This window comes from Alphaproteobacteria bacterium (assembly GCA_023898745.1).
Lineage (GTDB): Bacteria > Pseudomonadota > Alphaproteobacteria.
The window spans coordinates 637,564-659,848 of the sequence record CP060237.1 but is presented as its reverse complement, the minus strand read 5'-3'; the positions used below and the strand labels follow the sequence as shown (position 1 = coordinate 659,848).

The 22,285-nt window shown below is 38.7% G+C and carries 21 protein-coding genes; 6 read left to right on the top strand and 15 right to left on the bottom strand.

Features of this window, described 5'->3' with window-relative positions; translation table 11 throughout:
- Positions 1-2: 2 nt before the first annotated feature.
- The 8 genes from rpoC to secE all read right to left on the bottom strand — a co-directional run bounded on the left by rpoC (position 3) and on the right by secE (position 11,230).
- Positions 3-4,124: a DNA-directed RNA polymerase subunit beta' gene (gene rpoC / locus H6850_03285; GenBank protein USO02111.1), complete on the bottom strand. Its 4,122-nt coding sequence runs from the start codon at positions 4,122-4,124 to the stop codon at positions 3-5.
- A gap of 15 nt (positions 4,125-4,139) precedes the next feature.
- Entirely contained in the window at positions 4,140-8,354 is a 4,215-nt protein-coding gene (gene rpoB / locus H6850_03280; GenBank protein ID USO02110.1) for a DNA-directed RNA polymerase subunit beta, read from the bottom strand.
- Between the two features lie 39 nt (positions 8,355-8,393).
- A complete protein-coding gene (gene rplL / locus H6850_03275) occupies positions 8,394-8,771 on the bottom strand; it encodes a 50S ribosomal protein L7/L12 (protein USO02109.1) in 378 nt (125 codons plus the stop codon).
- Position 8,772: 1 nt separating this feature from the next.
- A complete protein-coding gene (locus H6850_03270; GenBank protein USO02108.1) occupies positions 8,773-9,276 on the bottom strand; it encodes a 50S ribosomal protein L10 in 504 nt (167 codons plus the stop codon).
- 109 nt (positions 9,277-9,385) lie between these two features.
- Positions 9,386-10,057, bottom strand: coding sequence for a 50S ribosomal protein L1 (rplA, locus tag H6850_03265; GenBank protein USO02107.1), 672 nt, complete (start codon positions 10,055-10,057; stop codon positions 9,386-9,388).
- A gap of 4 nt (positions 10,058-10,061) precedes the next feature.
- Complete coding sequence (gene rplK, locus H6850_03260; protein ID USO02106.1) at positions 10,062-10,499, bottom strand: 50S ribosomal protein L11; 438 nt, start codon at positions 10,497-10,499, stop codon at positions 10,062-10,064.
- A gap of 9 nt (positions 10,500-10,508) precedes the next feature.
- A complete protein-coding gene (locus tag H6850_03255) occupies positions 10,509-11,048 on the bottom strand; it encodes a transcription termination/antitermination protein NusG (GenBank protein USO02105.1) in 540 nt (179 codons plus the stop codon).
- Positions 11,048-11,230: a preprotein translocase subunit SecE gene (gene secE / locus H6850_03250; GenBank protein ID USO02104.1), complete on the bottom strand. Its 183-nt coding sequence runs from the start codon at positions 11,228-11,230 to the stop codon at positions 11,048-11,050. Before secE ends, H6850_03255 begins: the two co-directional genes overlap by 1 nt.
- Positions 11,231-11,419: 189 nt before the next feature.
- Here secE and H6850_03245 point away from each other — a divergent pair, with 189 nt between their 5' ends.
- The 3 genes from H6850_03245 (at position 11,420) to H6850_03235 (ending at position 14,558) form a co-directional block, all read left to right on the top strand.
- On the top strand, positions 11,420-12,124 hold the full coding sequence (locus H6850_03245) for a 16S rRNA (uracil(1498)-N(3))-methyltransferase (GenBank protein USO02103.1): 705 nt from the start codon (positions 11,420-11,422) through the stop codon (positions 12,122-12,124).
- A gap of 202 nt (positions 12,125-12,326) precedes the next feature.
- Complete coding sequence (gene greA, locus H6850_03240) at positions 12,327-12,809, top strand: transcription elongation factor GreA (protein USO02102.1); 483 nt, start codon at positions 12,327-12,329, stop codon at positions 12,807-12,809.
- A 30-nt stretch (positions 12,810-12,839) separates the two neighbouring features.
- Positions 12,840-14,558 (top strand): aminopeptidase P family protein, encoded by a 1,719-nt coding sequence (locus H6850_03235; GenBank protein USO02101.1) that lies wholly within the window; start codon positions 12,840-12,842, stop codon positions 14,556-14,558.
- A gap of 82 nt (positions 14,559-14,640) precedes the next feature.
- On the opposite strand, the gene H6850_03230 is transcribed toward H6850_03235, so the two are convergent.
- The 6 genes from H6850_03230 to H6850_03205 form a co-directional block, all read right to left on the bottom strand.
- Complete coding sequence (locus H6850_03230; GenBank protein ID USO02100.1) at positions 14,641-14,961, bottom strand: divalent-cation tolerance protein CutA; 321 nt, start codon at positions 14,959-14,961, stop codon at positions 14,641-14,643.
- Positions 14,945-16,591, bottom strand: a complete 1,647-nt coding sequence (locus H6850_03225) for a penicillin-binding protein 2 (GenBank protein USO02099.1) — start codon at positions 16,589-16,591, stop codon at positions 14,945-14,947. The genes H6850_03230 and H6850_03225 overlap by 17 nt, the downstream gene beginning before the upstream one ends.
- Positions 16,588-16,839 (bottom strand): hypothetical protein, encoded by a 252-nt coding sequence (locus tag H6850_03220; protein ID USO02098.1) that lies wholly within the window; start codon positions 16,837-16,839, stop codon positions 16,588-16,590. Before H6850_03220 ends, H6850_03225 begins: the two co-directional genes overlap by 4 nt.
- Positions 16,836-17,765 carry a 16S rRNA (cytosine(1402)-N(4))-methyltransferase RsmH gene (gene rsmH / locus H6850_03215; protein ID USO02097.1) on the bottom strand — a complete coding sequence of 310 codons (930 nt, stop codon included), beginning with the start codon at positions 17,763-17,765 and terminating at the stop codon, positions 16,836-16,838. Before rsmH ends, H6850_03220 begins: the two co-directional genes overlap by 4 nt.
- A gap of 207 nt (positions 17,766-17,972) precedes the next feature.
- Positions 17,973-18,314, bottom strand: a complete 342-nt coding sequence (locus H6850_03210; GenBank protein ID USO02096.1) for a YraN family protein — start codon at positions 18,312-18,314, stop codon at positions 17,973-17,975.
- 96 nt (positions 18,315-18,410) lie between these two features.
- Positions 18,411-18,827 carry a hypothetical protein gene (locus H6850_03205; protein USO02095.1) on the bottom strand — a complete coding sequence of 139 codons (417 nt, stop codon included), beginning with the start codon at positions 18,825-18,827 and terminating at the stop codon, positions 18,411-18,413.
- Between the two features lie 252 nt (positions 18,828-19,079).
- Here H6850_03205 and H6850_03200 point away from each other — a divergent pair, with 252 nt between their 5' ends.
- From H6850_03200 to H6850_03190, 3 genes are read left to right on the top strand one after another with little or no spacing between them, the layout of a single operon-like run.
- Positions 19,080-19,907, top strand: coding sequence for an ABC transporter permease (locus H6850_03200; GenBank protein USO02094.1), 828 nt, complete (start codon positions 19,080-19,082; stop codon positions 19,905-19,907).
- A 55-nt stretch (positions 19,908-19,962) separates the two neighbouring features.
- Positions 19,963-20,382 (top strand): hypothetical protein, encoded by a 420-nt coding sequence (locus H6850_03195; GenBank protein USO02093.1) that lies wholly within the window; start codon positions 19,963-19,965, stop codon positions 20,380-20,382.
- Between the two features lie 30 nt (positions 20,383-20,412).
- A complete protein-coding gene (locus tag H6850_03190; protein USO02092.1) occupies positions 20,413-20,976 on the top strand; it encodes a hypothetical protein in 564 nt (187 codons plus the stop codon).
- Here H6850_03190 and H6850_03185 read toward each other — a convergent pair.
- Positions 20,945-22,285 (bottom strand): hypothetical protein, encoded by a 1,341-nt coding sequence (locus tag H6850_03185; protein ID USO02091.1) that lies wholly within the window; start codon positions 22,283-22,285, stop codon positions 20,945-20,947. The two genes, H6850_03190 and H6850_03185, sit on opposite strands and share 32 nt — an antisense overlap.

The window sequence follows — 22,285 nt, the reverse complement described above, 5'->3', positions numbered from 1 at the left end:
GCTTAGGAAGTTGCTATAGTTTTTAACAATCCAGGAATGTCTTCACCTTTTGTCTTATCCGGATCCATAGCTTTATATTTGCGCATAATGTGTCCCGTTCCTGCAGGAATTAATCGCCCAACGATCACGTTTTCTTTCAAACCTAGCAATGGATCAATACGCCCTGCTATCGCTGATTCTGTCAAAACACGCGTTGTTTCTTGGAATGATGCTGCCGACATAAAGGATTTTGTGTGCAAGCTGGCTTTTGTAATACCTTGCAAAACTGCGCGCGCAATTACCGGCTTCTTACCTTCCGTTTCTAGTTTCTCATTCAATAGAATAAGATCCGAACGCTCAATCTCATCACCTGGTTTAAACTCACTGTCTCCAGCATCCAAAATTTCAAACTTACGTAACATTTGTCTTACAATCGTCTCAATATGCTTGTCGTTAATTGGAACACCTTGCACACGGTAAACTTGTTGCACTTCATCCACAAGATAAGATGCTAATGTTTCAATACCCAAAATTCTCAATATATCATGAGGCACTGGGTTACCGTCTACAATCAAGTCGCCTTTTTTCACGTAGTCGCCATCGTTTACTGTCACGAAGCGACCTTTTGCGATCATATACTCCATACGCATCTCTGGATCCTCCTCAGAGATAATGGATAGTCTGCGCTTTGTCTTGTAATCTTTACCAAACTCAACCGTACCATTAAATTCAGCGATAACAGCTGGATCCTTTGGACGTCTCGCTTCAAACAACTCAGATACACGAGGCAAACCACCTGTAATATCTCGCGTTTTTACTGTTTCTTTTGGAACCTTCGCAATAATATCACCGGCTTTTACGTCCATATTATTACCAATACTGACAATAGCATTTGGCGCAAGATAATAACGCATCGCTTTTTCATCTTTCGTCAAAAGCTTCAACAACGGCCTCAAATCCGCTGTTCCAGGGCTTTGCTTCCAGTCTAACACAACGCGACTTGATGCGCCGGTTGCCTCATCCACAAATTCATTCATTGTGCGACCTTCGTAAAGATCCACATACTCAACCTTACCATCATACTCAGCAACAATTGGATAAGAGTAAGCATCCCACTTCGCGATTCTGTCGCCCTTCTTAACCTTATCACCATCTTTAAAATACAATTCCGCACCATAACTGATACGAGATTTCATCACTTCATTGCCCGAGCTGTCGATAATCGCCATTTCACACGCTCTCGACAAAACAACATATGCGCCGGCGCGACTCTTCACCACCTTGGCATTGGACAATTTAATTGTTCCATCATAGTTAGCCTCTACACTAGAAATTTCGGAACCTTTTTGCGCCGCACCACCAATGTGGAACGTTCTTAGTGTTAGCTGCGTTCCTGGCTCACCAATGGATTGTGCTGCCACGATACCAACCGCTTCACCAACGTTTACCAACTGTCCTCGACCTAGATCGCGACCATAACAACGTGAGCAGATGCCATTCTTAGACTCACACGTTAACACAGAACGAATCTTCACTGTATTTACGCCGTAATCCTCAATTTTCTCAATATCTGATTCATTAATCATATGACCATGCTTAACAACAATATCACCTGTTTTTGGATCAACTAAATCATCTGCTGCACAACGTCCTAAAATACGCTCAGACAACATAACGATTGTGTTTCCACTTTCTACAACCGCTTTCACAGAAATACCATTCGTTGTGCCACAATCTTGCTCTGTAATCACACAATCTTGGGCTACGTCGACAAGACGACGAGTCAAATAACCGGAGTTTGCTGTTTTCAATGCGGAGTCGGCCAAACCTTTACGAGCACCGTGTGTTGATGAAAAGTATTCAAACACATTCAAACCTTCTTTAAAGTTTGAGATAATCGGTGTCTCAATAATGTCGCCTGATGGTTTTGCCATCAAACCACGCATACCAGCTAGCTGACGCATCTGCGCTGTAGAACCTCTCGCTTTTGAGTGTGCCATCATATAAACAGAGTTCATTTCATTGTTGTTATTAACCTTAGACATAGCTATCATCATTTGCTTTGCAATGCTATCAGCGCACTTATCCCAAGCGTCAATTACCTTGTTGTATTTTTCACCTTGTGTAATCAAACCATCTAAGAACTGCTGCTCATACTCTCCTACAAGCTCTTTTGTCTCTTGAATGTAGCTCTTCTTCTCTTCAGGGATAATCAAGTCATCTTTGCTGAAAGATACGCCTGACTTTGTCATATACTCAAACCCAAGTTTCATAATGCGGTCAACAAACTCGATGCATGCTTTTTGACCTACAACGCGGAAAATACGATTCACCAATTCAGACACATCTGAAGATGTTAAAACTTTGTTAATAATATCAAACGGCAACTGATGATGCTTTGGCATTACAGCAGAGAAAATCATACGGCCAGGCGTTGTTTCAATAATTCTATACTCAGCTTTACCATCTTTTGCATAATATGGCATACGCGCTTTTATTTTCGAGTGCAACTCAATCTCACCATTCAAAAGAAGATACTCCATCTCGACTTGAGATCCAATAACCCGATCTTCGCCTTTTAAGCCTTGTCTCAAAGCTGTAAGATAATACAATCCCAAAACAATATCTTTTGTTGGAATAATAATTGGCTTACCGCTTGAAGGGCTGAGAATGTTGTTTGATGACATCATCAAAATACGCGCTTCTAACCGCGCTTCTATAGAAAGCGGAACGTGAACGGCCATTTGGTCTCCGTCAAAGTCCGCGTTAAAAGCCGTACATACAAGCGGATGCAAGTGAATCGCTTTACCTTCCACCAGTTTAGGTTCAAAAGCTTGGATACCTAATCTGTGAAGTGTAGGCGCACGGTTAAGCAACACAGGGTGTTGGCGAATTACCGTTTCAAGAGTATCCCAAACTTCTGTTACTTCTCGCTCCACCATTTGTTTTGCTGTCTTCAAAGTAGCTGTAAGACCTAATTTCACAAGTCTTGAGTATACAAATGGACGTAATAGTTCGAGCGCCATACGCTTTGGAATGCCACATTGATTCAGTTTCAAATCTGGTCCGACAACGATCACAGAACGACCCGAATAATCCACACGCTTTCCGAGCAGGTTTTGACGGAAACGACCTTGCTTTCCTTTTAACATATCAGACAAGGACTTTAGAGGTCTCTTGTTGGATCCTAAAATTGCGCGATTTCTGCGGCCATTATCAAAAAGCGCATCAACAGATTCTTGAAGCATACGCCTCTCATTTCGAATAATAATTTCAGGTGCGTATAATTCTGTTAAACGCTTTAAACGATTGTTTCTATTAATCACACGACGATACAGGTCGTTTAAGTCACTAGACGCGAAGCGCCCACCTTCCAAAGCAACCAGTGGACGTAATTCTGGAGGCAATACAGGTAGAATAGACAACACTAATGAAGATGGCTTTACACCTGAGCGCTTAAACACCTCAAACATTGCCAGACGCTTTTGAATTTTCTTTCTGCGAACTTCTGAGGTTACCTCTTGTATTTCATCTGTTAGTTTTACAATCTCTTCTTCCGGATTAATTTTCTTTAGCAGCTCTTTTAATGCTATTCCACCCATATCTGCATAAAATGCATCTTGTCCAAATTCATCTTGAGCTTTGTTGTATTCATCTTCAGATAAAATCTGAGACTTTTTTAAATTTGTCAAACCTGGATCAATCACGATAAAGGATTCATAGTAAATAACACGTTCTAAATCCTTAAGATTCAAATCTAGCAAAGCTCCAATGCGGCTTGGCAAAGACTTAGCAAACCAAACATGTGCAACAGGAACCGCCAATTCAATGTGCCCCATACGGTCACGACGCACTTTTGAAGATGTAACTTCTACACCACACTTCTCACAAACAATACCCTTGAACTTTGTGCGTTTATATTTTCCACAAAGACATTCATAGTCTTTGATTGGACCGAAAATACGCGCACAGAACAATCCATCTTTTTCAGGTTTAAAGGTTCTATAGTTGATTGTTTCAGGCTTTAAGACCTCACCATACGACCAAGATAAAACTGTGCTTTCATCAGCAACGGTAATTCGAATAACATCGTAATCTTGTTGCTCAACTTTATCTAAAGTCGCTCTCTTCGTGTTTATATTCATACCATTCCCCTCTCTTTAAGAAACCTTCAACCCTGTTGTTACTTCTAACGCCTCTTCTGCAATATCACTACTCTTCTTTTTCTCCATAACACAACCTAATGATCGAATTTCCTTATCCAATACTCTAAACGATTCAGGTTCATAGCTCTTCATTTCATAATCATCGCGAATAATTGAATCATAAGCTTCCATTCTTCCTGTTACGTCATCTGACTTAACAGTTAACATTTCTCTCAAAGTATAAGCTGCACCGTAAGCTTCAAGTGCCCAAACTTCCATTTCACCAAAACGTTGTCCACCTTGTTGCGCTTTACCACCTAAAGGTTGTTGCGTTACTAAGCTATACGGACCAATAGACCTTGCGTGCATCTTATCATCTACCAAGTGGTGCAACTTGAGCATATACATGTAACCAACTGTTGTCTTGCGATCCGCTGGCATACCTGTACGCCCATCAAACAATTGAACTTGTCCAGATGTTGGAACATTTGCTAACTCAAGCAAACGGTTAATTTCTGACTCTTTAGGTCCTTCAAATACGGGGCAAGAAAACTTCACGCCATTTCTCATAGACTCTGCAAGATCAAGAATCTCATTATCCTTCATCTTATCAACATCCACATCATGGTTTTTGTTACGTTCATAGGTTGCTTTCAAAATCTCTCGCAATTTTCCAACCGCATCTTTTTGCGCCTTTGCCTCAGCGCGCGCAACACGCAATTGCTTATCAATTTGCTCACCGATTCCTTTAGCTGCAGATCCTAAATGCGTCTCCAAAACTTGCCCCACGTTCATACGAGATGGAACACCTAAAGGATTTAAAATTAGATCGATGGTCGTTCCATCTTTCATAAACGGCATATCTTCCACAGGAACAACGGTCGATACAACACCTTTGTTTCCGTGACGCCCAGCCATCTTATCTCCAGGTTGTAGCTTTCTCTTCACCGCAATGAAAACCTTTACAACTTTTAATACACCCGGAGCTAAATCATCTCCTAAGCTAATTTTTTCCATGCGCTCTTCAAACTCTTTTTTCAAACGCGCAATAGATTCATTAAAACTTTCTGTTAGACGATCAATATTCTTTTGTTGCTTTTTATTGGTAATTTTAATTTCATTCCAATGTCTCCAAGAAACATTTTCCAACAACGCTTCCGTAACTTGATCTTTTGCTTTTACGCCTTTTGGACCTGATGCAACTTCTTCACCAATCAACATTTCATGTAGGGACTTTTTGTAACTTTTTTCAAAAATCTTTGTTCCATCATCCAAGTCACTCTTTGCTTTATCAATAATTTGACGCTCGATTAAAATAGAGCGTTCATCTTTTTGCAAACCACGTCTTGAAAAGACTCGCACATCAAGCACTGTTCCTTGAATACCAGATGGTACTCTCAATGAGGAATCTTTTACATCAGATGCTTTTTCTCCAAAAATCGCTCTCAATAACTTTTCTTCTGGACTCAGAATAATTTCGCCTTTTGGCATAACCTTTCCAACCAAGATATCACCTGGTTTTACAGTCGCACCAATAGACACAATACCTGACTCATCTAAATGTTTTAACATCTCTTCCGAAACATTTGGAATATCTCGCGTAATTTCTTCTGGTCCTAATTTTGTATCACGCGCCACAACCTCAAATTCTTCGATATGTACAGATGTAAATACATCTTTACGACTCACTTCTTCAGAAATAACGATAGAGTCCTCAAAGTTAAATCCGTTCCAAGACATGAAAGCCACACGAATGTTACGACCTAGCGCCAACTCTCCGCCATCTGTGGAAGTGCCGTCTGCAATAATATCGCCAGCTTTTAAAAACTGACCTAATTGAACAAGTGGAGCTTGATTTAAACACGTGCCCATATTAGAACGCTCGAATTTTTTCATGTTGTAAATATCAACACCTACAACAGGCGCTTCTTCGGACTCGCTTTCAACTACACGAACCACAACACGCTTAGAGTCAACTTGCTCAACGAACCCTGGTCGCTTTGCCAACACCATAGCGCCTGAGTCTTTTGCTACCACACGCTCCATACCCGTTCCAACAAACGGCGCTTCCGCCTTAATCAAAGGAACAGCTTGGCGTTGCATGTTTGATCCCATCAATGCACGGTTTGCGTCGTCGTTTTCCAAAAATGGAATCAGCGATGCAGCAATTGAAACCATCTGCTTGGATGAAACGTCGATATAAGACACCTCATCTCTGCTAAATGTTTGATATTCACCATTCTTGCTGGCTACAACAAACTTCTCTTTAATGGATCCATCCGCCTCAACTTCAATATTGGCGTGTGCAATAATGTAATGCGCTTCTTGCGTTGCTGTTAAGTAATCAACCTGATCCGTCACCTTGCCGTTTTCAACTTTTCTGTAAGGGGTTTCAATAAAACCGTATTTATTGATGCGCGCATAAGATGCTAAAGAGTTAATCAAACCAATGTTTGGACCTTCAGGCGTTTCTACAGGACAGATTCTTCCATAGTGTGTTGGATGAACGTCACGAACTTCGAATACAGCACGTTCACGCTGGATACCACCTGGACCCAATGCAGACAATCTTCTTTTATGGGCAACTTCAGACAACGGGTTTGTTTGATCCATAAATTGAGACAATTGAGACGTTCCAAAAAACTCTCTCAACAAGGATACAAGCGTTTTTGCATTCACCAAATCGTGAGGCATTAGCACATCAATATCAGGCGCCGCTATTCTTTCTTTAATACTCTTTTCTAGTCTCAAGATACCCATACGGTATTGATTTTCAATCAATTCACCTACCGCTCTTACACGACGGTTGCTCAAGTTGTCTATATCATCAACATCGTCAAAACCATCTTTAATTTCTAGTAACTTTTTCAAAATTGCAAAAATGTCCTCTGATCTTAATGTTCGAACATCATCACTTGTCTCTAAACCTAGTCTTGTATTAAGCTTCACACGACCGACAGCTGATAAGTCATAACGCTCAATATCAGAAAACAACGATTTGAAGATTAACTCTCCGCTCTCCAAGGTTGGTGGCTCGCCTGGTCTTAGATTTCTTGCTAAATCAATCAACGCCTCTTCTCTATTGGAAACCTTATCTGCCATAAATGTTTTTACAATATATGGACCAATATTCAACGTATCAATTTTGAAAATCGTAACTTTTTTTACTTTGCTCTCTTGAAGAAATTCAAATACTTCATCTGTAATTTCAGAACCTGTTTCAAGCAAGATCTCTCCTGTTTTTTCATCAATAAAATCAAAAGCTAAATATTTATTTTTTAGAAAATCAAGATCAACAACAACCTCTTTGACACCTTTTTTAGAAAGTTGAGAAATCATTCTTGGTGTAATCCTCGTATTTGCTGGAACAAGAACCTCTTTTGACTCAGCATCCAAAATATCTATTTTGGATTGATACCCCTTAAAAAGATTCTCATCAAACTCTACAACCCAATCTTTGCCTTTTTTCTCAAATTCCATAAGCTCATAGAATTTACTAAGAATTTCAGAAACCGTTAGGCCGTTGTGTGAATATGTTTTAATCTTTTTTAACTGCTCAACTTCATCTGATTCAAACCTTGGGAAGCAAAACAAAAACGTTGCAAGGGAGATTTTTTTGCGACGATCGATTCGAACATGAATGATATCTTTAAAATCAAATTCAAAGTCAAACCAAGAACCGCGATATGGGACAATTCTTGCAGCAAACAAGTATTTTCCAGATACATGAGAACGACCAAAGTCGTGATCAAAGAACACACCTGGTGAACGGTGCATTTGGGACACAATAACACGCTCAATTCCATTAATAATGAACGTTCCTCGATCTGTCATCAAAGGAATTTCACCCATATAAACATCTTGTTCTTTAATATCTTTGATGTTTTTTGCACCTGTCTCCTGATCAAATTCCCATACAATCAAACGCAAAATCAGCTTCAATGATGCTGAATACGTTAAACCCTTATATCGACATTCGTCCTCAGAAAACTTAGGTGTTTCAAGATGGTAACCGTGATACTCTAATTGCGCCTTTCCGGACAAATCTTTTACGGGAAAAATCTCCAAAAAGATATCGTGCAAACCTTGACGCGCCTTTTGATCATTGGGAACTTCAGACTGCAAAAAACTTTCATATGATTGCTTTTGCAAAGCGATCAAGTTTGGAAGCTCTTCTACTTCTTTAACTTTACCAAACTCGCATCGATAATTTTTATTATAATTGCCCATGAACTGCCCCTACTCTTTCAACGTTGATTAATAAAGAAATTATTTAAGAGTTACTTTTGCTCCAGCTTCCTCTAATTTCTTCTTAAGCTCTTCTGCTTCGTTCTTTGCAACTTCTTCTTTCACAACTTTTGGCGTAGATTCAACGAAAGCTTTTGCATCAGCAAGACCAAGTCCAAGAATTTCACGGATTTGCTTCAATACAGCAATTTTCTTATCTGCTGGAACTTCTGTTAGTTCAACAGTTACTTCATCTTTCTCTTCTGCTGCACCAGCTCCGCCAGCTGCTCCACCAGCCATCATCATTACAGGCGCTGCATCTGGAAGATTCAAATCTTCTTTGATTTTCTTCGCAAGCTCTACAGCTTCTAAAACGCTCAATCCTTTGATTTCTTCAGCTAATTTTTCTATTTTTGACATTTTATGCCCCTTTCTCTTCTTGTTCAGATTCTTGTTTTCCAATTAGGTCTATTACCCTGTGTAGTTCCATAGCTGGTGCTCGTAGCATTGCCACAACTTGAGCCATAGCTTCCTTGTATGTTGGAAGTTTAGACAGCTCAACCACATCTTTATTGCTCAAAATTTTACCTTGTAAAGCAGCTGCTTGAACAACTAACTTTTCATTTGACTGCGCAAATTCAACCAAAACTTTTGCAAGCCCGATGTAATCATCACTGGACGCAAAGGCAGTTGGCCCAACAAAAGATTCGCTCAATCCTGCCATATCCGTATCTTTAACCACAAGCTTCATGAGAGTGTTTTTCACAACTCTATAAGTTGCACCCTCAAGATTACCCACTTCCTTTCGGAGTTTTGTAAGGTCTGCAACCGTCAAACCGTTGTTTTTTACAACAGCCATAAAGTCTTTGCTACTTAAAGATTCTCTTAATGATGTAACGAGCGTTTCTTTTTCTGCTCTATTCATTATTTTCTCCTTAATTTGTTATCTATGCTGACTGACACATCATGCGTCAATTAAACTTCCTCAGAAGAATCAGCAGTCTCCGACAGACATAAGCCCCTCGGTAATTCGGTTATGCCTCTAACATAAGAGATACCCCCTGTGTTGTTGATAAATGTATACTCTTAATAAATTTTCCTTTTGCACCTGATGGTCTTGCATCGCTGATATTTTCAATAAATACTTTGATATTTTCTGCAAGTTTCTCTGTATCAAAACTAGACTTTCCAACGATAGCGTGAACAACACCACCTTTGTCATTCTTATAGTTCACACGGCCCGCTTTTAAAGACTTCACAATATCTTCAACATTTAATGTTACAGTTCCAAGTTTTGGATTTGGCATCAAACCCTTTGGACCTAGAACTTTCGCAACTTGACCAAGAAGACCCATCATATCAGGCGTTGCAACGCAGGCATCAAACCCGATGTCGCCTTTTTTAATTTTTTCAATCAAATCTTCAGCGCCTATAATATCCGCGCCCGCTGCTTTTGCTTCTTTCGCTTTTTCATCACGCGCAATCACAGCAACAACCGTTTTTCGACCTGTACCATTTGGTAATACAACACTACCTCTCACGTTTTGATCTGTTTTTGCCGTTTCAATATTCAGATTGATAGCAATATCTATAGATTCATCAAATTTTGCTTTTGCGTTATCTTTTAAAACTTTTACAGCATCCTCTACAGCATAAGTTTTTGTACGATCAACTTTTTCGTTTATACCTTTTAATCTTTTGCTCATAATCTTATCCTTCCGTCACATTCAAGCCCATAGAACGAGCTGAGCCTTCTAACATCTTTACAACCGCATCTAGATCGTTTGCGTTTGTGTCTTCAAGCTTAATTGCCGCAATTTCTTTTAATGCGCTTGCTGAAATTGTTCCAATCATATCTCTCCCAGGCGCGCTTGAGCCTTTCTTGATCTTTGCGTATTGTTTAATATAGTAAGAATTTGGAGGTGTCTTTGTGATGAAATCAAATGAACGATCTGCGTAAATCGTCATCACAACTGGAACAGGCGTTCCTGGTTCTAATTTCTGGGTTTTTGCATTAAATGCCTTACAAAACTCCATAATATTAATACCTTTAGGACCTAAGCTTTGTCCTAACTTTCCTGCAGGCGTTGCTTTGCCTGCTTCAACTTGAAGTTGCGCCATGCCTGCAACTTTTTTCTTTACTGCCATAAAAACCCCCTATGCACTTACTTTTTGAACAGATTCTTTGGCAAGATCGATCATAACCGGCCTTCCAAATATCGTGACTTCAATTTTGAACTTATGCCCATCTTCTAAAACTTCCTTGATTACACCATTGAAGCCAGAAAACGCACCATCCGTCATCTTAATCAGTTCACCTAATTCAAATGTATCAACATCCTCTTTTGTTAAGCTTTCTTCTGATTTTGCTTTGATTTTTGTAATCTCTGCCTCAGAGACCACAATTGGAACATTTGAAGCCGTTGATAAGAAATCTACGACTCTCTCTGTATTTTTGATTAAGTTATGAAGGTGGTCTATGAGGACAGCTTTAATAAAGATATAGCCTGAAAAAGAACTACGCTCTTTACTCACCTTTTTCCCTCTTACAACACGTGCAATCTTCTCTTTTGGCACATATATTTCTTTAATATATTTATCCAGTTTCGCTTTCTTAGCATTGGCCCATATCTCTTCTATAAGCTTCTCTTCGAAGCCTGAATAAATATGAACTGCATACCACTTAAAATCCGACATCACACGCCCAATATCAAAGTCAACATCTTAATAATAATGCGATCAACAAGCATAAAATAAAGACCCATAATAAAAGACAAAATCACAACAACAATTGTTGTGATTTTCGTTTCTTGCACTGTGGGCCATGAGATCCTGTTGAATTCCTTTTGCACACCGCTGATAAAAGATTTAATATTCAATAGTCAAAAAGCTCGCAATATTATATGTTCAGTTTGCAACAAAAGATTTAAAAGAGCAAGAAATTTTTCCAAGATAATTTGACATTGAAAAAGCCGATGTGTACATTAAGCAAAATAATCAATTAGACATCATTCTGAGTGTAGCTTAAAGAAGATTCTTCGCCTTCAACTCAGGATTATAGAGAAAACATGATTCGAATTTATGCAAAAGACCTCCTTACCCTCTCCAAAGAACAAAAACATTATCTCAAAAATGTCATGCGCCTTAAAAAAGGAGATATCTTTCGTGTATTTAACGAAACGGGCGAATTTGAAATGGAGATGGAAACATATATATGTGGTCGAAAAATGAGAGAATTTCAAACACCTCCTACTAAAGCACTCGCCTTTGTCTTAATTAAACCCAATCGCCTTAGTTTTTTAATTGAAAAAGCTGTAGAACTTGGAGCTACACACCTCTACCCTCTCACATCTCAACACTGTCAGTTTTCACATTTTAAACATGAGCGTTATGAGAAAATTATCACTGAAAGTGTTGAACAATGCGGGCGGATGGATATTCCGGCGCTTGCGCCTTTACAAACTTTAAAACACTTCATCGAAAGTGTAGGTCGTCATCACGAGGTCTGCAACGCAGACCGTGGTGATCCAAAATGGATGGCTGCGTGCTCTGCGAGCGCTCGCCATGACAACACTCTCTGTATTCCTTGGTTCTTCGGAGATTTTGAAGGGCAAAATACAACTTCAAATAAAGAATATGGCATTATCATAGGCCCAGAAGGCGGCTTCTCAAAAGAGGAAATTCAAATGCTGCGTATATATACAACAGGTATTAAGCTGCATGAAAATATTTTGAGAGCCGAAACTGCAGCGCTGAAGGGGTTAACGTTATAACAGCCTCATTCTGAAGAACGATGTGACGAAGAAGCTCCTACAACATCCTCAGGATAATAGAATAAAAAGGGTTGGGCGCGGATCAATTATTTCCATAATACCCTAAAGAAACTATAAATTTATAACAAATATGTTGTTTATCTTTAGAGAATCAGTTAGCATAGAATAAGAGATTATTTTTTATACACAAAAATAGGAAAAAATGGATCAGAAGCACCCTATCACAAAAAATGGTTTTGATGCTTTAGAAGAAGAGCTAAAACATCTCAAAACTCATGAAAGACCTAAGGTGATCAAAGCTATTGCTGAAGCACGTGAACATGGGGACTTGTCAGAAAATGCCGAGTACCATTCTGCCAAAGATCGTCAAGGTATGATTGAGGCCAGAATCAGTTATCTAGAAAATAAGATCAACATGTCAGAGGTAATTCATATCAATAAAGGCGAAGCTGCATCCAAAGTTATATTTGGCGCTACCGTTACTTTACAAGATGAAGATCACGGCGATCGCATCAAAAAATATCAGCTTGTTGGGAGTGACGAAGCAAATATTGAAAAAAATTTACTTTCTATCACCTCTCCTCTTGGCAGGGCGTTGATTGGAAAAGAAGTTGGCGAGTCTGTTGAAGTTACAACACCCGTTGGACCTATGTATTACACCATCAAAAACATTGAGCTCATTTAGCTAACCTATCCCTTGTAAAGGAGGCGTGTTATGACAGTCTCAAAAATCAACCACATAAGAACAGCTCTTAAAGACCAAAAAAGCGAAGGCATCATCATTCCTAAATGGGATGAATTTCGTTCGGAATTTGTTGAGCCTTGTGATGATTATCTGAACTGGGCAACAAACTTTACAGGATCTTATGGCGTGGCCGTTATTACACAAAAAGACGCTGTTTTGTTTGTAGATGGGCGTTATACAATTCAAGCAAAAGATGAATGCAAGCGATTTGAAATCTTGGATATTAATCAACTTAAATCATGGATCTGCGCCAACACTTCAGGAAAAATTGTTTTTGATCCATGGTTATTCACAAATAAAGAAATTGAGACATATAAAACTCAAGATAATACCTTTCACCCTGTTGAAGGTTTTTTTGATGAATTGTGGCCTATGGAAAAACGCAAAAAAAGAATTCTACCGCAAATTACTTACTACCCTCTCTCTGGGCAAAACTCTTTCGATAAAAGACTTGAGCTTGGACAAACTCTTGAATCACATGATTACGTGCTGGTGACTGATCCAGAAAGTGTATCTTGGCTCTTAAACATCCGTGATACGGCAAGAGAATTTACACCGGTTGTTAATGGCTATGCCCTTGTTAACAAAGAAGGCTCTGTCGAGCTTTTTGCTGATGGAGCATATGAAGATATGTTTGAAAATGTTCTGACGTTTTCGAAAGCTAAATTAATCCCTCGCTTAAAAAAACTCAAAAAACACTCTGTTATTATTTCTGCATCTGCGTCATTTATTATCTCTGACACACTTAAAAAACATGTTGTGCAGAGCGATACGATTCGTTTAAAGAAGGCGCGTAAAAATACTATGGAACTTCAATATATGCGCCTTATACATAGAAGAGATGGTGCCGCACTATCAGAGTTTTTGACATGGCTATCCACAACAGAAGAGGCTGTCACTGAGTTAACAGCAAGTGATATTTTGTTACAATTCAGACAACTACAAAGACAGTTCTTACAACCAAGCTTCCCTACCATTGCAGGCGCAAAAGAAAATTCTGCAATTATCCACTACAGACCAACCAAAAAAACAAATAAAACTGTAGAAAATGGCGATGTATTTTTAGTAGATTCTGGTGGACAATACTGGGGCGGCACAACCGATGTAACTCGCACTATCGTTAAAGGTGGTGGGCAATATGCAACTCATACCTTTAAAGAAATTTATACAGCGGTTTTAAAAGGTGTGATTGCATTATCAAGCTGCGTATTCAAAAAAGGCACAACAGGTCATCAGCTCGATTGTTTAGCGCGTATGTTTTTGTGGGAATTAGGGTTAGATTATCCACATGGTACAGGTCACGGTGTAGGTGCATTTTTGAATGTGCATGAAGGCCCTCAGTCTATATCTTCAAAACCTAATAATGTTGCTTTGGAAGAAGGTATGGTGCTATCAGTTGAGCCAGGTTACTACCAAGAAGGAGCGTTTGGCATTCGCCTAGAAAATCTTGTTTGCGTAGTTCCATCAGAAGAGCACACAGACTACCTTACATTCGAAACGTTAACCTATGTGCCTTTTGAACCCGAATTAATTAATTTTGATGCTTTAACAGAAAAAGAAAAAAAGTGGCTAAGGCATTATCACTCTGATCTTATTATGCAAAATATTTACTCTTTAGTTTCTGACGATTGTTATGATTGGTTGTCTGAAACAGCAGAGAAGTTCCGCGATACATTGCCGTTGTTTTAGTTAAAGTCGTCATCACGAGGAGCCAAGCGACGTGGTGATCTATATGGATGACCACGCTTCGCTCGCCATGACGAGTCTTTTTTTAAGCACTCAAGGATGACGAGCTTAAATTCACAGCCTCCACATCATACACCAACACAGATGGGTCATCATAAGGATGATGTAAATCAAGCCACTTTAGAAATTGATTTAAATGACTATCTGTCACTTTAAACATAAGAGAAACCTCTTCACCCTTTTCTATTGCGCCTTTCCAAGAGTAAATTGAGGTTACATTTGGATGAATATTCACACAAGAGACGTGTTTGAGTGAAACCGCTTTCATTGCCAGCGCCTCAGCTTTTAACAATTTGTCTACTGTTGTATACACAACTTTTAAAGAACACTTAGATACTTTTGTCATATTTCCCCTCCAAATTTTTATCCGGCACCACACCTAAAATAGGTGCAATTTGCCCTATGATTTTCTTTGTTACTGGAACGCAATTCCATCTAGCTGTTGCAAATCCGTACGTCCCTTCAACAGGTTTTGGCGCCTCCATCATTACAAGAATAAAGAACTTTCTGTTTGTTTTTTCGTCAATCAAGCACGACACAAACGTTGTGTTACGTGCGTTTTGATCATACTGCCCATCCCGGCATTGAAGCGCTGTCCCTGTCTTTCCAATAATATTATATCCTGGAATATTCGTTGGCGCCCCTGATCCGTGCAACACAACCTCTCGCATCAATCTTTCAACAGTTTTTGAAACGCGGGGCTTAAAAACCCTCTCTTCATTCTTTGATTTATAAGCCCCCTTGATTAAGCTTGGCACGATTTTTGTATTATTCAAAACATTGGCAGTGGTGGTTAAAAATGATATGGGAGGCATAGCTAAACCATACCCATATGCTAAAGCTTGAAACGTTGCCCTTGTCCACTTTTGAGACATAATAGGATATCCAAGCTCTTTAACCTCAAGATCAAGCGGATCTAAAAGCCCCAACTTTTTAAAAAACTTTCTTTGTGTATCAATCCCAAATTTATCCCCATAACAGTTTGCCATTTCAATCATGGCGATGTTGGAAGAATAAATAAACGCTTCAGTTAAAGTCAATATTCTATTTTTTGCTTTAAAATCTCGAACCAAAAACCTCCCTATTCGCGCAGGCGCCCTTGCGTCAAAAACGCTATCATTGTGTACTACGCCCGTCTCAAGTGAAATTGCAACATTCAAAATTTTTAGTACAGACCCAATTTCATAGACACCTTGAAAATTACGATTAAAAGTATTTTTAATATCCTCAACACGATCGCTGTGATAATCTGGCAAAGATACAGCGGAAAGTAATTGACCATCTTGATCCATAATCAAAGCATTTCCAGCAACAGCCTTGCTTGCTTTAATGCCTTTTTTTAATTCACGACGCACAATATGCTGCAATCTCAAATCAAGTGATAACGTGACAGGCGCTTTTTTTCGCAACATATCTTCATAGGAACGTTCAATTCCGCAAATTCCCTGATTATCAATATCACAATGCCCTACAATATGAGAAACAAGAGCGCCGTTAGGATAGGTTCTTTTGTATTCTTCTTTCACAAACACACCTGATAAACCTAAATTAAAAATCTTGTCTTTTAATTCAGGATCAAGATGTCGTGCAACCCAAATAAACCGCCCTTTTTGATTGAGTTTTTCTAAAATTTCTTTCTTTGTAAATCTAGGTAGTGCCTTCACCAAAGCACACACCGTTTCGTCTTGATCTAAAATTGCTTTAGGATCGACGTAAATTGAGTATGTTACAATATCTGTTGCGATTAATTCGCCATTTCTATCTAAAATATCAAATCTAGGTGAAGAGCTCTGCTCAAAAAAATCTTTTTTGATCTCAGGTGAAATCAACACAAAACTAAACAACCGAACAACGATCAGTCCATACAATGCAATAAATGATGTAAAGACAAGCCAGATTCTTTTCCTTGCAAAGCTTGGGTGCTGCTCTCTTGGATTGTGCCATGTTGTTAATTGCTTCAACCAATCCAAACTCATGACATCTCCTGTACTTGAGAGGAGGAAATTGGCTCAAGACCTAAAAGTTTTTCAGATAAGGAAGCGAGTCGAGCCGGTCTGTTGAGATAAGCCCAATCTGCTTTCAATAAGCGGATTTCTTGATCTGTTTTTCGAATATCACTAAGAAGTGTTGCGTTACGCTGCATACATCCTTCAACCATATACTTCACTTGATATAGACAAATAAAACCTAAAAGAATTGTAATACCAAGAATGAAGTATTTCACGACTCATCCTCCGTCATCACGAGGCGCGAAGCGTCGCGGTAATCCATGATGTCTTTCTGGATGGCTACGCCGCCCTCGCTTACGCTATGGCCAGCTCGCCATGACGGCCGCTTGCCCTGACTCATTTTCTCAAACCACCGCAACTTAGCAGAGCGCGCTCTTACATTTTCTCGAATTTCTGTTTTTGAAGGGAATAATTTCGCCTTTTCCTTCAGGTCCTTTGTCGCTTCTTTAAGCGCACGATCCTCTAAACCATGAAACGTGATCGCAATCAACTTTCCACCATCTTTCAAAACAGACAAAGCACCTTCTGCACCTTTTTTAATTTCTTCAAGTTCATTATTTACAAAAATACGTAACGCTTGGAAAGTTTTTGTTGCAGGATGAATTTTACCCTTAGGCACAACTTTTGCTACCACATTTGCTAACTGTAATGTTGTTGAAAAGGGGCGATTTTTTACGATAGCGTCTGCAACACGATAGGACCGTGTTTCATCGCCATAGTAATAGATGATATCAGCTAGCTCTTTTTCACTAAATGTATTCACAACATCTGCCGCACTTAAGCCTTCCTGAGACATTCGCATATCCAAAGGACCTTCTTTTTGAAATGAAAAACCCCGCGTTGCTTCATCGATTTGAAATGACGAAACGCCAAAATCAAAAACAACCCCGTCTACTCTAGTGTTAACATATTCTGCTATATGACTAAAGGTATCACAATGGAAAATATCAGCGTATTTTTCAACTGTTTGTGTTTTTTGAATCATAGGATCTCGATCAAATGCGATGATTTTTGCTTTTGGTGCAACCGCTTTAATGGCCTTAGAGTATCCACCTCCACCAAACGTTGCATCTATATAGACACAACCATCCTTGGGCTGCAAAACATCTATCATTTCCTGAACCATAACCGGTTTATGCATCAATTTTATACGCGTTTTCCTTGGATCCCCATATTAACACAATATTCAGGTTAAAATACAAGATGTTTTTGATTGAATTTCGCAGAAAATTTAAATTTCTTACCTACGGTAGATGCCGTCATGGCGAAATTTTCGAAAGAAAATTGTGGCTATCCATGTGGATCACCACGGCGCCACGCGCCTCGTGATGAATTTCTTCAATGTCTTTTACACCCACGCATTTTCAATATGAACCTGCTCATTCCCCACAAACAAAATTACATCCATACGCAATGAGTGGTTTTTATATGCAATATCTTTGCTAATAAAATCTAGTAACCCTTCTTCTATTCTCTGCATTTGCCGCCTGGTAATGCACGTTCTTGCATCAAAAAATGACTGGCGCAATTTCACTTCTACTGCAATAACAACATCGCCTTTTGTGGCGATGATATCAATCTCACCATATCTTGAGCGATAGCGATGGTGTAAAATTTTGTATTTTTGCGCTTTGAGATAATTTATGGCTTTAAGCTCTTTTTTAATACCTTTATCGTAAGTGCTACTCATCGAAGAGCCGTCATCATGAGGCACGTAGCGCCGTGGTGATCCAATGATGGATGGCCACGACTTCTTAGAACTCTCGCCATGACGAACACCTGAAATTCACCCACCCTTCTTATCCTTCCGCTTTTCATATTGATTCGCTATATCAACATAAGTTCGAGGATCTTTTGCAATAGATGCCGCTGCACTTTTTGCGGTATCTTCTAGTTCTTTTTTGTAAGATCCGCTCTTCTTTTTTGCTGAAGGCGCATCAGATTCTATTGCCTTGTAAGTCTTTGCGCTCTCAAAATACTCGCGATCTTCTTCAGATAAAAGGGGAACATCTTTTAGAGGGCTTGACGAAAAATCTGGCAGTGGATCATAAATAAAAAATTTTGGTCCATAATAAAAATATCGTCTACACTTTCCATCCTCGCAGCGAAATACGGCGCGTGTTTTCTTGTCTACGATATGAATAGCGTCTTGATGCGAAAACACTTTAAAACGGTGGATTTGCTCATAACGTACAAAAAACATTCCGAACAAAACAATAAAAATAATTCGTAATATCAATCTCAAAAACAAAACTCTTTTGTTTCAAATGCATATGTTATATTAACGATCCAATTATGAAGAATTGGTAAATTTATAAAATACGTCATGGCGAGATTTTTGTAAGAAAATCGTGGCCATCCATGGTATATGGCTCACTGCACCTTGCTACGCAAGGTTCGTGATGACGAATGATAGCCTGCTGATACATTTTTTGCTACCTTAAAATAAAAGCCCATGTATTTTCTCAAACGTATTCTTCTCATTATCCCAACGCTTTTCTTTGTCATGACGTTAAATTTTTTTCTTGTTCATGCTTCATCTAAAGATACAACTCGATCTATACAGCAAGAATATGTCAAAACACTCAAGCAATATGCAAAGCTTGATTTTGGGATAAGTCAGGTTAACAAAAAATCCGTAGGAAAACTCATCAAAGAACATATTCCTATTTCCTTAAAACTTGGATTGTTTGGTATGCTGCTTACATATTTGCTTGCACTCCCCTTGGGAATTTTAAAAGCTTTAAACCATAGAAAAACTTTAGATTGGCTTTCTACATTTGCTCTAGGAGGATTATATTCTATTCCACCTTTCGCAACCGGATCTTTTTTACTGTTTTATTTTGGAAATTCACTGCCAAGTCTAATCTTACCACTCTTAACACTCACGCTATTTATGCTGCCTAAACCCACTCTCCTTATGAAAAATGCCCTTGTGAATGAATTAGCTCAACCATACGTTTTGATGTTAAAAGCTAAAGGCGCATCAAAAACTTATATCACTTTCAGACACTGTGTAAAAAATGCTTTTTTGGTTACATTGTCGTCTTTTTCACACATCTTTTTGTATATGTTTTTTTACGGCACACTTGCTGTGGAAATTTTATTTTCCCTACAAGGGTTGGGGTATTTAAGCTTTCAAGCAACAAAAAATTTAGATTACCCTGTTATCTTGGGGTGTCTTTATATTTATGTATTTTTTGGCATGATATGTCACATCGTGAGCGACGCCTTGTATAGCTATTTGGATAAGAGAGTAGAATTGCACAAACGAGCGATTTGATTTTTTCTGGTTCGTCGCGTTATAAAAGAGATAGCAAGACTTAATACATGGAAAAATGTTTTTTCTTTTTGCAACTCAGCAAGAGTTCGCTCCTTTTCAAGGATCTCAAATTTTTCAACATAGAGTAAATGAAGATGGTAGGAATGAGCTTAAAGTTTTTATGCAAACCACTATAACAGTAGGATCTGATGATGCAGCAACCGATTTTACCTTTTGCCTCCAAACTGCAGAAGGAGTCGCGCCAAAAACAGAAGAAGAAATAAATGCCGCTTCTGATTTTGCTGCATTCCTTAAAGCAAGAGTGAGTGCATTACATTACACAACTGGAAAGGTGCCAGAATACTCTGCGGTTAGGGATTTTTGGAATGCGCGCGTATCAGGTCGTCTGTCCGATCCAAAAGCTATGTTAAAGCTTTGCCACAGCTCACAAGAAGATCCAACGAAAAAAATTACTGCTTTTTATTGGGTTGGATGATCAACCGCCTCAGAAGGTGGCATTGCAGAAATGGCAGCTTTAAAAACAGAACACTTTATAGCAAAAATTTCGGGTGAATTAACAGAAAAACTCTTTAAACCTTTAACAAAAGATACAAGAAGAATCGGATTAATGCAGGGATCAGAAGCTAGTCCGGTTGATTTCTGCGACTATACTGTCAATGTTATGCCTGACAACTCTCTTACATATTTAAGAGGGTCTTTAAGAATAGTCTATTTCACAACAGCACTTGATAATATCTCTGAATGGGTCACCGCGTTAAAAACTGATGCAAGGCCACTTCTGAATACCAATGAGCGTATCTATTTTCAAGATACTCAAAAAATCGTGTTTAATAAAACAGATACTCAAGGTTCATTTGCAGAAGTTCGAGTACCTAAAAACTCCTCAGAATATGAAATAATGAAACTCAGACTACCATCGGAACTTAAAATCCAAGACCTGCCTGAATACCTTAAATTAATGCTTCTAGAAACAGGTGTTGCATGGGCGCCTTTATATTTAACACAAGAGAGTTTAGGCAAAGGTATATTTGGAAGATTTAGACTTGCGTTTGACGTTGTGTCCCTCTAGCAAGACCATACAACAAAAAATTCACCCCTAACCCAATGACCAAATCACTTATATCCGTTTTGCCTTCTAATCCTAAAATATTCCATAAACCCATGGCGCATAAAGTCAAAAAAGATATAACCCAAAAATGCTTTATTTGAATCGGTTTTTTAAAATGAATACCAATCAAAACAGCAGCCAACAAAGGTCCCCAAAATTTATAGATAAAAAATAAAACATCAAATAAGTCAGATGAAATAAAAAGAACAGGAAATAAACATATAAATCCAAACACGAATACACACAAACGCACAGCCTTTAACTCATCAACTTCAGAATCAAGAAACTTCACCACATCCTTCACAAAAGCTGTTGATGCAATGTTGAGAAATGTATCCACAGAAGATAATGCAGCAATCAGTAATCCAAAAGCCGCAAAAACTTTCAACCAAAAAGGCATGAGGAGAAAGGCGTTCTTAAACAAATCTCCTAAAGAACCAACATTAAAAGCCGCAAAACCCATACCACAAAGCGTAAAAAACAATGCAAATAAGGCGATAAAAAAACTAGCCATAAGATAACCCGATCTTGCCTGCCCCTTTGTTTGTGCAAGATTAATCGTTTGCAAAACCGGAGGCATCAATGCATTCCCTAAAGAAAATCCTATAAAGATAGAAAAAATTTTTGCATAAGAATGCCCATCAGGAAAGTGAAAATGCCCACTTGGAATTGCTGCAAAAAAACCCCCTACCCCTTCACAACAAAAAATAACAACCAAGGTACCTATCAAAACACCAAGCAACATAATCAAAAACTGCAACACACCTAAATAGACGGCCGTTATCACTCCTCCATAACAACAACACAGCAAAAATATTAAAGAACAAATAACAGTTGAAACAACTGCAATAGGTCCAAAAGAGGTTAGCGCAAGGCTCATGGAGTATATCATGGCGGTGATCACACTTAGGTTAAAAATTGTCACCACTAACCCCATAAAAATCCTAAAATACTTACCGTAGTAGAGCTCACACATCTCTCCAACTGTCAGAGCTTTTATTCTTCTAGGAGAAATCATAAGCCCAACAAGAAGAAGTTGAAAGGGAAAACCTAAAAACCCTATAAGAGGAGAAATGCCGTAATAAAATCCATTCTCTATATTTCCGAGAATAAAAATTCCACCAATAAAAGAGGAGGTTACATTACATATAAAAGAAAAAGACCCCAGCGAAGTGGTTGAGAATGTTTTTATATCCACAATATTTTCCCCAACCTTCACGCTTAACAGCAAAAATAAGGTCAATAAAAAGAATAGAACAAAAAACATCAT